We start from the raw sequence: 12,736 nt of genomic DNA on the forward strand, positions 1-12,736 counted from the left end.
TGCAGGGGGCTACGATGTTCGCTTTAACCCACGGCCGGATCTATACCGGCCACGACGTACTTGATGACCATGCAGTCATTATCGCTGATGGGCTGATCGAGAGAGTCTGCCCGGCGGCTGAATTGCCCGCCGGCATCGAAACGCGCGACCTGGGTGGCGCCATCCTGGCCCCCGGGCTTATCGACGTGCAGCTGAACGGCTGCGGCGGCGTCCAGTTCAACGATTCGCTGGAAGCGATTTCGGAAGAAACGCTGGAGATCATGCAGCGCGCCAACGAGAAATCCGGCTGCACCAGCTATCTGCCGACGCTGATCACCAGCAGCGACGAATTCATGAAGCACAGCGTCGACGTGATGCGCGCTTATCTGAAAAAGCACCAAAACCAGGCGCTGGGCCTGCACCTGGAAGGGCCCTACCTCAGCCCGGTGAAAAAAGGCACCCATAACCCGGCGTTCATTCGCAAGCCAACGCAGGACATGATCGATTACCTGTGCGCCAACGCCGACGTGATCACCAAGGTGACGCTGGCGCCGGAAATGGTTGAGCCGCACGTTATCAAGCAGTTGACCGAGGCCGGCATCGTGGTCTCCGCCGGCCACTCGAACGCCACCTACGATCAGGCACGCACCGGCTTCGCCGCCGGCATCAGCTTCGCCACCCACCTGTACAACGCCATGCCGTATATCACCGGCCGCGAACCGGGGCTGATGGGGGCGATCTTCGATACGCCGGAGGTCTATACCGGCATCATCGCCGACGGCCATCACGTGGCCTGGGCGAGTATCCGTAACGCCAAACGCCTGAAAGGTGATAAATTGGTATTGGTCACCGACGCGACCGCACCGGCAGGTGCAGATATTGACCAATTTATTTTCGCCGGTAAAACAATATACTATCGGGATGGGCTGTGCGTGGATGAGAACGGTACCCTGAGCGGTTCCGCGCTGACCATGATCGAAGCGGTGCAAAACAGTGTCGAGCATATCGGCATCGCGCTGGACGAAGCGCTGCGCATGGCGACGCTGTATCCGGCGCGCGCCATCGGCGTCGAGCAGCGTCTGGGCACCATCGAAGCCGGCAAGGTGGCTAACCTGACCGCCTTCACCCGTGATTTCAAGATCACCAAAACGCTCGTTAACGGTAACGAGGTTTAATTCAATGAACAGCGAGTAACATTATTGATGAGCACTGGCGGACAAGCACAAATAGGGAACGTTGACTTAGTCAAACAGCTTAACGGCGCGGCAGTTTACCGCCTGATCGACCAGCAGGGCCCGATCTCGCGCATTCAAATTGCCGAACTCAGCCAGCTTGCTCCCGCCAGCGTCACCAAAATTACTCGCCAGCTGCTGGAGCGCGGGCTGATCAAAGAAGTCGATCAGCAAGCCTCCACCGGCGGCCGCCGCGCGATCTCCATCGTGTCGGAAACCCGTCATTTCCATACCGTCGCGGTGCGTCTCGGCCGCCACGACGCCACCATCACCCTGTATGACATGAGCGGTAAATCGCTCAGCGAAGAACACTATCCGCTGCCGGAACGCACCCAGGAAACGCTGGAAAATGCGCTGTTCGCCGCCATCGCCCAATTCATCGAAGCAAACCAGCGCCGCCTGCGCGAGCTGATCGCCATCGCGGTGATCCTGCCCGGCCTGGTGGATCCGGCGCTGGGCGTGGTGCGCTACATGCCGCACATCAGCGTCAGCAACTGGGCGCTGGTCGACAACCTGCAGCAGCGCTTCAACGTCACCAGCTTCGTCGGCCACGACATCCGCAGCCTGGCGCTGGCGGAGCACTACTTCGGTGCTACCCGCGACTGCGAAGACTCGATTCTGGTGCGCCTGCACCGCGGTACCGGCGCCGGCATCATCGTCAACGGGCAGATTTTTCTCGGCAATAACGGCAACGTCGGCGAAATCGGCCATATCCAGATCGATCCGCTGGGTGAACGCTGCCACTGCGGCAACTTCGGCTGCCTGGAAACCGTAGCCGCCAACGCGGCGATCGAACAGCGCGTGCGCCAGCTGCTGAGCCAGGGCTACCCGAGCAAACTGACGCTGGAAGACTGCGGCATCAACGCCATCTGCAAGGCCGCCAACCGCGGCGATCTGCTGGCCAGCGAAGTGATCGAACACGTCGGCCGCTATCTGGGCAAGGCGGTGGCCATCGCCATCAACCTGTTCAACCCGCAGAAGGTGGTGATCGCCGGTGAGATCACCGAAGCGGACAAGGTGCTGCTGCCGGCGATCCAGAGCTGCATCAATACCCAGGTGCTGAAGGACTTCCGCAAAAATCTGCCGGTGGTGACCTCCGAACTCAATCATCGCTCGGCGATCGGTGCTTTCGCCCTGGCCAAACGCGCGATGCTCAACGGCGTGCTCTTGCAGCGATTGCTGGAAAGCTGATCCGCCGCTTCTGGCAGGTGTGTTATCGTCACCCCTTGCCTGCCGTAATCATGAGAAACAGCGACAAATGAAAATCAAAAACGTTATATGCGATATCGACGGCGTGCTGCTGCATGACAATACGCCGGTGCCCGGCGCCGATCTGTTCCTGGCGCGCATCCAGGAACAAGGCATGCCGCTGGTGGTGCTGACCAACTACCCGTCACAGACCGCGCAGGATCTGGCGAACCGCTTCGCCGCCGCCGGGCTGGAAGTGCCGGAGAGCGCGTTCTATACCTCGGCGATGGCCACCGCCGATTTCCTGCGCCGCCAGGAAGGCAAAAAAGCCTACGTGGTCGGCGAAGGCGCCCTGATCCATGAGCTGTACAAAGCCGGTTTCACCATCACCGACATCAACCCGGATTTCGTGATCGTCGGTGAAACCCGCTCTTACAACTGGGACATGATGCACAAGGCCGCCTACTTCGTCAGTAACGGCGCACGCTTTATCGCCACCAACCCAGATAGCCACGGCCACGGCTTCTCGCCGGCCTGCGGCGCGCTGTGCGCCCCCATCGAGAAGATCACCGGCCGCAAGCCGTTTTACGTCGGCAAGCCCAGCCCGTGGATCATTCGCGCCGCATTGAACAAAATGCAGGCGCACTCGGAAGAGACGGTGATCGTCGGCGACAACCTGCGCACCGACATTCTGGCGGGCTTCCAGGCCGGTCTGGAAACCGTGCTGGTGCTGTCCGGCGTCTCCACGCTGAGCGACATCGAAACCATGCCGTTCCGCCCGAGCTACGTCTACCCTTCCGTTGCCGATATCACCATCTTCTGATGCATTTATGGCGGCTGCCCGGCCGCCATTATTTCTCTCTTCCTGACCGCAGTTTGAATTTAATTCGTTCATGGCCACAAAAGGTTTCAGCCTGCCTGCGCTAAAAATCCTCATTATAACCTTACGCCCCGCCAATAGCTGATATTGCCGGCCAGCGGAAAACCTTTACCCCTAATTAATGAGGCTACCATGAGCACAGATAACATGATCAATGCCGCCGCCGATGACGCAGCCATTATGCCGACTATCGCCAATAAAAAAATCCTGATGGGTTTTTGGCACAACTGGGCCGCCGGCGCCAGTGACGGCTATCAGCAAGGCCAGTTCGCCAATATGAACCTGACCGATATTCCTGCCGAATACAACGTGGTGGCCGTCGCCTTTATGAAAGGCCAGGGCATCCCAACCTTCAAACCTTACAACCTGTCCGACGCCGAGTTCCGCCGCCAGGTGGGCGTGCTGAACAGCCAGGGCCGCGCGGTGCTGATCTCCCTCGGCGGCGCAGACGCGCATATCGAGCTGAAAACCGGCGACGAAGATAAGCTGAAAGACGAGATTATTCGTCTGGTGGAAGTCTATGGCTTCGATGGCCTGGATATCGATTTGGAACAGGCGGCGATCGGCGCCGCCAATAATAAAACCGTTTTGCCTGCGGCATTGAAAAAAGTAAAAGACTATTACGCCGCGCAGGGGAAAAACTTTATTATCAGCATGGCGCCGGAATTCCCGTATTTACGCACCAACGGCACCTACCTGGATTATATCAACGCCCTCGAAGGCTATTATGACTTTATCGCGCCGCAATATTATAACCAGGGTGGCGACGGTATTTGGGTGGACGAGCTCAACGCCTGGATCACACAAAATAACGACGCCATGAAAGAGGACTTCCTCTACTACCTGACGGAAAGCCTGGTCACCGGCACCCGCGGCTATGCAAAGATCCCTGCAGCAAAATTCGTCATCGGTCTGCCGAGCAACAACGATGCCGCCGCCACCGGCTACGTAGTCAACAAACAGGCGGTATATAACGCCTTCTCCCGTCTCGACGCCAAGAACCTGTCGATCAAAGGCCTGATGACCTGGTCAATCAACTGGGACAACGGCAAGAGCAAGGCCGGCGTGGCCTACAACTGGGAATTCAAAACCCGCTACGCGCCGCTGATTCAGGGCGGCGTTACCCCGCCGCCGGGAAAACCTAATGCACCGACGGCGCTGACGGTCGCCGATCTGGGCGCCACCTCGCTGAAGCTGAGCTGGGCCGCCGCCACCGGCGCCTTACCGATCGCCAGTTACACCGTCTACCGCAACGGCACCCCGATCGGCCAGACCGCCGGCCTGTCGCTGGCCGACAGCGGCCTGACCCCGGCCACCCAGTACAGCTACTTCGTTACCGCGACCGACAGCCAGGGCAATACCTCGCTGCCGAGCAGCGCGCTGGCGGTTAAAACCGCCAACGACGGCACGCCGCCCGATCCGGGTGCGCCCGAGTGGCAGAACAACCACAGCTACAAAGCCGGCGACGTGGTGAGTTATAAAGGCAAGAAATACACCTGTATCCAGGCGCACACCTCCAACGCCGGCTGGACGCCGGACGCCGCCTTCACCCTGTGGCAGCTCATCGCCTAATCGCTAATCGATTGCCGGCCAGACCGGCCGGCAATCCCGTCATCACGCTAAAAATTGCATAATCGCCAATTTTTCCCGCCAATAACTGAAAATCCGTTAAAAATCGCAGCTACGAAAACAACTATTTCTCAGCGTATGGCTAAAACGCTTGCATCTCCTGCAGCTTTAGGCGCATTTTCATAACCACAGCGCAGCAAAACCGCTTTATCGCTGATGAATCGGCAATGCTGCCCATAACAGTAAAAAACAACATCACAGTCATGAAAGCCCGTTAGGAGAGTTGTATGTGTTCTATTTTCGGTGTGCTCGATCTGAAGTCCGATCCCGTTGAACTGCGTAAGAAAGCGCTGGAGCTGTCGCGCCTGATGCGCCACCGCGGCCCGGATTGGTCCGGCGTCTACGCCAGCGACAAAGCCATTTTGGCCCACGAACGCCTGTCGATCGTCGACGTCAACAACGGCGCTCAACCGCTGTACAACGCCGCGCACACCCACGTTCTGGCGGTCAACGGCGAAATTTACAACCACCAGGCGCTGCGCCAACAGCTGAGCGACCGCTACGCGTTCCAGACCGGGTCCGACTGTGAAGTGATCCTGGCGCTGTATCAGGAGAAAGGCCCGGACTTTCTCGACGATCTGCAAGGCATGTTCGCCTTCGCCCTGTATGACACCGAAAAAGACGCTTACCTGATCGGCCGCGATCATCTGGGCATCATCCCGCTGTACATGGGCCACGACGAGCACGGCAACCTGTACGTCGCTTCGGAAATGAAAGCGCTGGTGCCGGTGTGCCGCACCATCAAGGAATTCCCGGCCGGCAGCTACCTGTGGAGCCAGGACGGTGAGATCCGCGAATACTATCGCCGCGACTGGTTCGATTACGACAGCGTCAAAGACAACGTGACCGACGCCGCCGCCTTGCGCACCGCGCTGGAAGAGTCGGTGAAAAGCCACCTGATGTCCGACGTGCCTTACGGCGTGCTGCTGTCGGGCGGGCTGGATTCCTCTGTCATCTCGGCGATCACCAAGAAGTACGCCGCGCGCCGCGTGGAAGATCAGGAACGCAGCGAAGCCTGGTGGCCGCAGCTGCACTCCTTCGCCGTCGGCCTGGAAGGCTCGCCGGATCTGCGCGCCGCGCAGGAGGTCGCCAACCATCTGGGCACCGTGCACCATGAGATCCACTTCACCGTGCAGGAAGGCCTGGACGCCATCCGCGACGTGATTTACCACATCGAAACCTATGACGTCACCACCATTCGCGCCTCGACGCCAATGTACCTGATGTCGCGCAAAATCAAGGCGATGGGCATCAAGATGGTGCTCTCCGGCGAAGGTGCGGACGAAGTGTTCGGCGGCTACCTTTACTTCCATAAGGCGCCGGACGCCCGCGAATTCCACGAAGAGACCGTGCGCAAGCTGCTGGCGCTGCATATGTTCGACTGCGCGCGCGCCAACAAGGCGATGTCCGCCTGGGGCGTTGAGGCCCGCGTGCCGTTCCTGGACAAGAAATTCCTCGACGTGGCGATGCGCATCAACCCGAAAGATAAAATGTGCGGCAACGGCAAAATGGAAAAACACATCGTCCGCGAATGTTTCGAGTCCTATTTGCCGGCCAGCGTGGCCTGGCGCCAGAAAGAGCAGTTCTCCGACGGCGTTGGCTACAGCTGGATCGACACGCTAAAAGAGGTCGCTGCGCAGCAAATCAGCGATCAACAGCTCGAAACCGCGCGTTTCCGCTTCCCGTACAACACGCCGACCTCTAAAGAAGGCTACCTGTATCGCGAAATCTTCGAGGAGCTGTTCCCGCTGCCGAGCGCCGCCGAATGCGTGCCGGGCGGCCCGTCCGTCGCCTGCTCGTCCGCCAAGGCCATCGAATGGGACGAATCGTTCAAGAAGATGGACGATCCTTCCGGCCGCGCCGTTGGCGTGCACCAGGCCGCCTATAAATAATCGCGCGGCGTTTTCCCCAAGGCGGGCCTTTTGGCCCGCCTTTTTGTTGCCTTTTCCCCCCGCCAACTGCCTGAATTGCCGATTTTATCGCCATAATGTTCACAACCCAGACAAACGGCGCTTCCCGGCACTTTTTCGGGAAAAAACTTGTTGACGCAAATCGGTCATATACGCATAATGCGCCCCGCAACGCCGATGAAGGCAAAGCAAAAAAAGAGGGCTACGTAGCTCAGCTGGTTAGAGCACATCACTCATAATGATGGGGTCACAGGTTCGAATCCCGTCGTAGCCACCATCTCTTTTTTGCATTGCGGGAGTGGCGAAATTGGTAGACGCACCAGATTTAGGTTCTGGCGCCGCAAGGTGTGCGAGTTCAAGTCTCGCCTCCCGCACCATTTCTCTTCATCGTCGGCGCAGTATGTTGATGGGGTATCGCCAAGCGGTAAGGCACCGGTTTTTGATACCGGCATTCCCTGGTTCGAATCCAGGTACCCCAGCCATATTCTTTCGAGAATGGGGTTTCAACATAAGATTTGTTTGCAGGTGGGGTATCGCCAAGCGGTAAGGCACCGGTTTTTGATACCGGCATTCCCTGGTTCGAATCCAGGTACCCCAGCCATAACAAACTGCTTGCAAATCAAAGAAGTAAAAAGTAACATCGGCTACGTAGCTCAGCTGGTTAGAGCACATCACTCATAATGATGGGGTCACAGGTTCAAATCCCGTCGTAGCCACCATAATTGGGGTGTCGCCAAGCGGTAAGGCTCTGGTTTCTGATACCAGCATACCCAGGTTCGAATCCTGGCACCCCAGCCATATTTAGAAAAGCCCGCTTCGGCGGGCTTTTTGCTGTCCGGCGTTCAGCCAATCCTAACGGGCCCAGCCGCAGCTGAGCCCTGTCGGTTACAATCCCAACGCGTACTTCAACGCATGCTCTTTCAGCTTGCCCGCCCGCTGCGCGGCCATCAGCGCCAGATTGCGCGCCACGTTCAGCGGCGCCAGGTTATTGCTGAAAGCGGTATAGAATAGATCCATGCCGCTCTGCATCAGCAAATTGTCGGTACGGCGGCGGCGCTGATAACGCAGCAGTACCGCCTCGCTGCTCCAGTCCTCTCCCTGCTCCCGCGCATCGCTCAATACGTTCAGCAAGGCATCCACGTCGCGATACCCCAGATTGACGCCCTGCCCCGCCAGCGGATTGATGGTATGCGCCGCATCCCCCAGCAGTGCCAACCCCGGCAGCACGTAACGCTGCGCATGACGCCGCGTCAGCGGGAACGAACCGGCGGCGTGCACCTTGACCGGGCCCAGTCGCGCCGGGAAAGCGGCGGCGATCTCACGCTCCAGCTGCGCTGGCGGCATCGCCTGCAGCTGGCGAATGCGCTGCGGGCTGTCATACCACACCAGCGACGCCCAACTGTCGTACAGCGGCAGGAAGGCACGCGGCCCGGACGGGAAGAAACGCTGCCAGGTCACATCCTGCTGCGGCGCGCCGGTATCGACGGTGATCAACATGCACGCCTGACGATACTGCCAGCCGTTGGTGCCGATCGCCGCCAGCTTGCGCACCTGCGAGTTGGCGCCGTCGGCGCCGACAACCAGGCGCGCCTGCAGCGTCTCGCCGCCGTCCAGCGTCAGCTGCCAGGCATTGTCCGCCCGCTGCAGCGATTGCAGCCTGGCGGGGCACAGCAGCGTCAGGTTGGCGCACTGCGCGAACTGCTGCCACAGCGCCAGCTGCAGAATGCGGTTTTCCACCATAAAGCCCAGCTCGGGCAACCCCAGGGACACCGCGTCGAACGCCACGCGCGACGACGCCCATTCCCAGGTCTCCAGCCGGCGATACGGCGCCGTGCGCATCGCCGTCACGGCCTGCCAGGCGCCGAGCTGTTTCAGCAGCCCCACCGAAGTGCAGCCGATAGCGGAAATGCGCAGATCCGGCGGGCTTTGCGCCTCGAACGCCTGCGGCGCCTGATGTTCCAGCAACGCCACCGACCAGCCCGCCTGTGCCAGCCCCAGGGCCGCCGCCGCGCCGACCATGCCGCCGCCCACCACCACCGCGTCATACCGATTTTGAGATGTCTTCATATTGGCTATGTTTTCTGTATGAATGGTCGCCATCCCACCCGGCATGGCGTTTTACGCAGTGTACCGGATTTTCGCTTCGGCTTCAGGTCGCGTGCCATTTTCCCCCGCGCTGGTCACAACGGCGGCAAATGATTACAATACGCGCCCTGCATGTCGCGTAACGCAACTTTCGCTCCGCACTGAGTAATGGCAAGTCAATGACGAAAAAACTACATATCAAAACCTGGGGCTGCCAGATGAACGAGTATGATTCATCGAAAATGGCCGACCTGTTGAACAGCACGCACGGCTTCGAGTGGACCGAAAATGCCGAAGAGGCGGACGTGCTGCTGCTGAACACCTGCTCAATCCGTGAAAAAGCGCAGGAGAAAGTTTTCGCCATGCTGGGGCGCTGGCGCTTGCTGAAAGAAAAGAATCCGTCGGTGATCATCGGCGTCGGCGGTTGCGTGGCCTCGCAAGAAGGCGAACTGATCCGCAGCCGCGCGCCCTGCGTCGACGTGGTATTCGGCCCGCAGACCCTGCACCGCCTGCCGGAAATGATCAATCACGTTCAGGGCACCCGCAGCCCGGTGGTCGACATCAGCTTCCCGGAGATCGAAAAATTCGACCGTCTGCCGGAACCGCGCGCCGAAGGCCCGACCGCATTCGTGTCGATCATGGAAGGCTGCAACAAATACTGCACCTTCTGCGTGGTGCCTTACACCCGCGGCGAAGAAGTGAGCCGCCCGAGCGACGACGTGCTGTTCGAAATCGCCCAACTGGCGGCGCAGGGCGTGCGCGAGGTCAACCTGCTCGGCCAAAACGTCAACGCTTACCGCGGCGCCACGCATGACGGCGAGATCTGTTCGTTCGCCGAACTGCTGCGCCTGGTCGCGGCCATCGACGGCATCGATCGCATTCGCTTCACCACCAGCCACCCTATCGAGTTCACCGATGACATCATCGCGGTGTACGAAGACACGCCGGAGCTGGTCAGCTTCCTGCATCTGCCGGTGCAGAGCGGTTCGGATCGCATCCTGACCATGATGAAACGTGCGCACACCGCGCTGGAGTACAAGGCGATTATCCGCAAGCTGCGCAAGGCGCGGCCGGCCATTCAGCTCAGCTCCGATTTCATCGTCGGTTTCCCGGGCGAAAGCCAGGCCGACTTCGAACAGACCATGAACCTGATCGCCGACGTCAATTTCGACGTCAGCTTCAGCTTCATCTATTCGTCGCGCCCGGGCACCCCGGCGGCGGACATGGTCGACGACGTCAGCGAAGAAGAGAAAAAACAGCGGCTGTATATTCTGCAGGATCGCATCAACCAGCAGGCGCTGCAGTTCAGCCGCCGCATGCTCGGCACCGTCCAGCGCATTCTGGTGGAGGGCACCTCGCGCAAAAGCGTGATGGAACTGGCCGGGCGCACGGAGTGCAACCGTGTGGTAAACTTCGAGGGCACGCCCGACATGATCGGCCAGTTCGTCGACGTGGAAATTACCGAGGTGCTGACCAACACCCTGCGTGGCGCAGTGGTGCGCACCGAACAGCAGATGGATCTGCGCGTACATGAATCCCCGCAGTCGGTGATCGCCCGTACCCGCAAAGAAAACGCGCTGGGCGTCGGCATTTACCAGCCCTGACGCCGCGGCGGCCGCCTTATCGCCGCCCATTCGCGCTACTCCTTACCGTTTCTCCGCCGGGCGCCCGCGCCCGGTGATTTTCTTTTTTATTTTTTTATTGTTGAAGAGGCGACATAACATGCAACTCCCACACTGCCCGAAGTGCAACTCCGAATACACCTACCAGGACAATGCCCTGTTCATCTGCCCTGAGTGCGCCCACGAGTGGAGTGACAGCACCCCGGCGGAAGATCAGGACGCGCTGATCGTCAAAGACGCCAACGGCAACCTGCTGGCGGACGGCGATGCGGTCACCGTGATCAAAGACCTGAAGGTCAAAGGCAGCTCCTCGATGCTGAAGATCGGCACCAAGGTGAAAAACATTCGCCTGGTCGAAGGCGATCACAACATCGACTGCAAAATCGACGGCTTCGGCCCGATGAAGCTGAAATCCGAGTTCGTGAAAAAGAACTGATTCACGGCGGCCTTGTTCAGTGATGACGCGGCGGGCTTTGCGCCCCGCCGCGTTTTTTCCTTATCTTCCCTTGAATTCCGCCGATGGCGCACAGATAGATCAGCGGTAAACTTGCGCCGTTGCGGCGCACCATGAATAATTCAAGAAAGAGAGTATTCAGGCTCGTCCTGAACGCGCGCGTCCCGAACGCGCTATGTGACATCAACCAGGCCCGATGTGACCTAGAGGAATAGTTTGAACGTCGCAACACAAGAAATTTTGTTAGAGCCCGCAGACAATAAGCGTTTGCTCAGCCTGTGCGGCCCGTTTGATGACAACATCAAGCAACTCGAGCGCCGATTGGGCATTGAAATCAATCGCCGCGACAACCGTTTCAAGCTGGTCGGCAAAAACCTGTGCGTGGTTGCCGCCGCCGATATCCTGCGCCATCTGTACGTGGATACCGCGCCGATTCGCGGCGTGATCCCGGATATCGATCCGGAGCAAATCCACCTGGCTATCAAAGAGAGCCGGGTGTTGGAACAGGTGGCCGACAGCGTGCCGGATTACGGCAAGGCGGTCACCATTAAAACCAAGCGCGGCATGGTGAAACCGCGTACGCCTAACCAGGCGCAGTACATCGCCAACATTCTCGATCACGACATCACCTTCGGTATCGGCCCGGCGGGCACCGGCAAAACCTACCTGGCGGTTGCCGCCGCGGTGGATGCGCTGGAGCGCCAGGAAATTCGCCGCATTTTGCTGACCCGCCCTGCGGTCGAAGCCGGCGAAAAACTGGGCTTCCTGCCCGGCGATCTGAGCCAGAAGGTCGATCCTTACCTGCGCCCGCTGTACGACGCCCTGTTCGAGATGCTGGGCTTCGAGCGCGTGGAGAAGCTCATCGAGCGCAACGTGATCGAAGTCGCGCCGCTGGCCTATATGCGCGGCCGTACGCTGAACGACGCCTTTATCATTCTGGATGAGAGCCAGAACACCACCATCGAACAGATGAAGATGTTCCTGACGCGCATCGGCTTTAACTCGAAGGCGGTCATCACCGGCGACGTCACCCAGATCGACCTGCCGCGCAACCAGAAATCCGGCCTGCGCCACGCGGTGGAAGTGCTGTCGGACGTGGAAGAACTGAGCTTCAACTTCTTCCACAGCGAGGACGTGGTGCGCCACCCGGTGGTGGCCCGCGTAGTCATCGCCTATGAGGCCTGGGAAGCGGCCGAACAGAAACGCAAAGACGCGATTGCCGAACAACGTAAGCGCGAGGCGCTCGCCGCCTCCGAGCAGGAGACACCATGAGCCAGGTGATTTTGGATCTGCAGATTGCCTGTGAAAGCGGCGACGGCCTGCCGGATGAGGCCACCTTCCAGCGCTGGCTGGAAGGCGTGCTGCCGCAATTTCAGGAAGAGGCCGAGGTGACCGTGCGTCTGGTGGACGAAGCGGAAAGCCACGAGCTGAACCTGACCTACCGCGGCAAAGACAAGCCGACCAACGTGCTCTCTTTCCCGTTCGAGGCCCCGCCGGGCATCGAGCTGCCGCTGCTTGGCGACCTGATCATCTGCCGCCAGGTGGTTGAACAGGAAGCGATTGAGCAAGGCAAGGCGCTGGAGGCCCACTGGGCGCATATGGTTGTCCATGGCAGTCTTCATCTGCTAGGGTATGACCACATCGAAGACGATGAAGCCGAAGAAATGGAGTCTTTGGAAACCGAAATCATGCACGGACTGGGTTATCCTGATCCGTACCTGGCGGAAAAAGACCCCGTCTGACGTCAGCCGTTTACC

Annotated in this window: 10 protein-coding genes and 6 tRNA genes; 15 read left to right on the forward strand and 1 reads right to left on the reverse strand. The window is 59.5% G+C overall.

What is annotated here, in order from left to right; all coding sequences use genetic code 11:
• Nucleotides 1-14: 14 nt before the first annotated feature.
• From nagA to GF111_RS06615, 11 genes are all read left to right on the forward strand, one after another.
• Nucleotides 15-1,154 carry an N-acetylglucosamine-6-phosphate deacetylase gene (nagA, locus tag GF111_RS06565; RefSeq protein ID WP_038877480.1) on the forward strand — a complete coding sequence of 380 codons (1,140 nt, stop codon included), beginning with the start codon at nucleotides 15-17 and terminating at the stop codon, nucleotides 1,152-1,154.
• Between the two features lie 27 nt (nucleotides 1,155-1,181).
• Nucleotides 1,182-2,402, forward strand: a complete 1,221-nt coding sequence (locus tag GF111_RS06570) for an N-acetylglucosamine repressor (protein ID WP_004939956.1) — start codon at nucleotides 1,182-1,184, stop codon at nucleotides 2,400-2,402.
• A gap of 67 nt (nucleotides 2,403-2,469) precedes the next feature.
• Nucleotides 2,470-3,222 carry an HAD-IIA family hydrolase gene (locus tag GF111_RS06575; protein ID WP_004939957.1) on the forward strand — a complete coding sequence of 251 codons (753 nt, stop codon included), beginning with the start codon at nucleotides 2,470-2,472 and terminating at the stop codon, nucleotides 3,220-3,222.
• A 189-nt stretch (nucleotides 3,223-3,411) separates the two neighbouring features.
• Entirely contained in the window at nucleotides 3,412-4,851 is a 1,440-nt protein-coding gene (locus tag GF111_RS06580) for a glycosyl hydrolase family 18 protein (RefSeq protein WP_094460396.1), read from the forward strand.
• 284 nt (nucleotides 4,852-5,135) lie between these two features.
• Nucleotides 5,136-6,800, forward strand: a complete 1,665-nt coding sequence (asnB, locus tag GF111_RS06585; RefSeq protein ID WP_004939961.1) for an asparagine synthase B — start codon at nucleotides 5,136-5,138, stop codon at nucleotides 6,798-6,800.
• A 218-nt stretch (nucleotides 6,801-7,018) separates the two neighbouring features.
• Nucleotides 7,019-7,095 (forward strand) — tRNA-Met (locus GF111_RS06590).
• A 15-nt stretch (nucleotides 7,096-7,110) separates the two neighbouring features.
• A tRNA-Leu gene (locus GF111_RS06595) sits at nucleotides 7,111-7,195 on the forward strand.
• A 30-nt stretch (nucleotides 7,196-7,225) separates the two neighbouring features.
• A tRNA-Gln gene (locus GF111_RS06600) sits at nucleotides 7,226-7,300 on the forward strand.
• Nucleotides 7,301-7,344: 44 nt separating this feature from the next.
• Nucleotides 7,345-7,419, forward strand: a tRNA-Gln gene (locus GF111_RS06605).
• A gap of 41 nt (nucleotides 7,420-7,460) precedes the next feature.
• Nucleotides 7,461-7,537 (forward strand) — tRNA-Met (locus tag GF111_RS06610).
• Nucleotides 7,538-7,541: 4 nt separating this feature from the next.
• Nucleotides 7,542-7,616: transfer RNA gene (locus tag GF111_RS06615), tRNA-Gln, on the forward strand.
• Between the two features lie 87 nt (nucleotides 7,617-7,703).
• Here GF111_RS06615 and ubiF read toward each other — a convergent pair.
• On the reverse strand, nucleotides 7,704-8,885 hold the full coding sequence (ubiF, locus tag GF111_RS06620; protein WP_055316092.1) for a 3-demethoxyubiquinol 3-hydroxylase: 1,182 nt from the start codon (nucleotides 8,883-8,885) through the stop codon (nucleotides 7,704-7,706).
• A gap of 197 nt (nucleotides 8,886-9,082) precedes the next feature.
• Between ubiF and miaB the strand changes: the two genes are divergently transcribed.
• The 4 genes from miaB (at nucleotide 9,083) to ybeY (ending at nucleotide 12,721) form a co-directional block, all read left to right on the forward strand.
• A complete protein-coding gene (gene miaB / locus GF111_RS06625; RefSeq protein ID WP_038877474.1) occupies nucleotides 9,083-10,507 on the forward strand; it encodes a tRNA (N6-isopentenyl adenosine(37)-C2)-methylthiotransferase MiaB in 1,425 nt (474 codons plus the stop codon).
• Between the two features lie 118 nt (nucleotides 10,508-10,625).
• Nucleotides 10,626-10,961 carry a zinc ribbon domain-containing protein YjdM gene (locus tag GF111_RS06630; RefSeq protein ID WP_038877472.1) on the forward strand — a complete coding sequence of 112 codons (336 nt, stop codon included), beginning with the start codon at nucleotides 10,626-10,628 and terminating at the stop codon, nucleotides 10,959-10,961.
• 234 nt (nucleotides 10,962-11,195) lie between these two features.
• Entirely contained in the window at nucleotides 11,196-12,251 is a 1,056-nt protein-coding gene (locus GF111_RS06635) for a PhoH family protein (protein WP_025301852.1), read from the forward strand.
• Entirely contained in the window at nucleotides 12,248-12,721 is a 474-nt protein-coding gene (gene ybeY, locus GF111_RS06640) for an rRNA maturation RNase YbeY (RefSeq protein ID WP_033637441.1), read from the forward strand. Before GF111_RS06635 ends, ybeY begins: the two co-directional genes overlap by 4 nt.
• Nucleotides 12,722-12,736: the final 15 nt, after the last annotated feature.

Source organism: Serratia sp. HRI, assembly GCF_010119335.3.
Taxonomy (GTDB): Bacteria; Pseudomonadota; Gammaproteobacteria; order Enterobacterales; family Enterobacteriaceae; genus Serratia; species Serratia nevei.

Excerpts from the sequence above, each read along its gene's own strand:
- GF111_RS06630 (WP_038877472.1), top strand. The coding sequence starts at position 10,626 with ATGCAACTCCCACACTGCCCGAAGTGCAACTCCGAATACACCTACCAG.
- nagA (WP_038877480.1), top strand. The coding sequence starts at position 15 with ATGTTCGCTTTAACCCACGGCCGGATCTATACCGGCCACGACGTACTT.
- GF111_RS06575 (WP_004939957.1), top strand. The coding sequence starts at position 2,470 with ATGAAAATCAAAAACGTTATATGCGATATCGACGGCGTGCTGCTGCAT.
- ubiF (WP_055316092.1), bottom strand. The coding sequence starts at position 8,885 with ATGAAGACATCTCAAAATCGGTATGACGCGGTGGTGGTGGGCGGCGGC.
- GF111_RS06580 (WP_094460396.1), top strand. The coding sequence starts at position 3,412 with ATGAGCACAGATAACATGATCAATGCCGCCGCCGATGACGCAGCCATT.
- asnB (WP_004939961.1), top strand. The coding sequence starts at position 5,136 with ATGTGTTCTATTTTCGGTGTGCTCGATCTGAAGTCCGATCCCGTTGAA.
- ybeY (WP_033637441.1), top strand. The coding sequence starts at position 12,248 with ATGAGCCAGGTGATTTTGGATCTGCAGATTGCCTGTGAAAGCGGCGAC.
- miaB (WP_038877474.1), top strand. The coding sequence starts at position 9,083 with ATGACGAAAAAACTACATATCAAAACCTGGGGCTGCCAGATGAACGAG.
- GF111_RS06570 (WP_004939956.1), top strand. The coding sequence starts at position 1,182 with ATGAGCACTGGCGGACAAGCACAAATAGGGAACGTTGACTTAGTCAAA.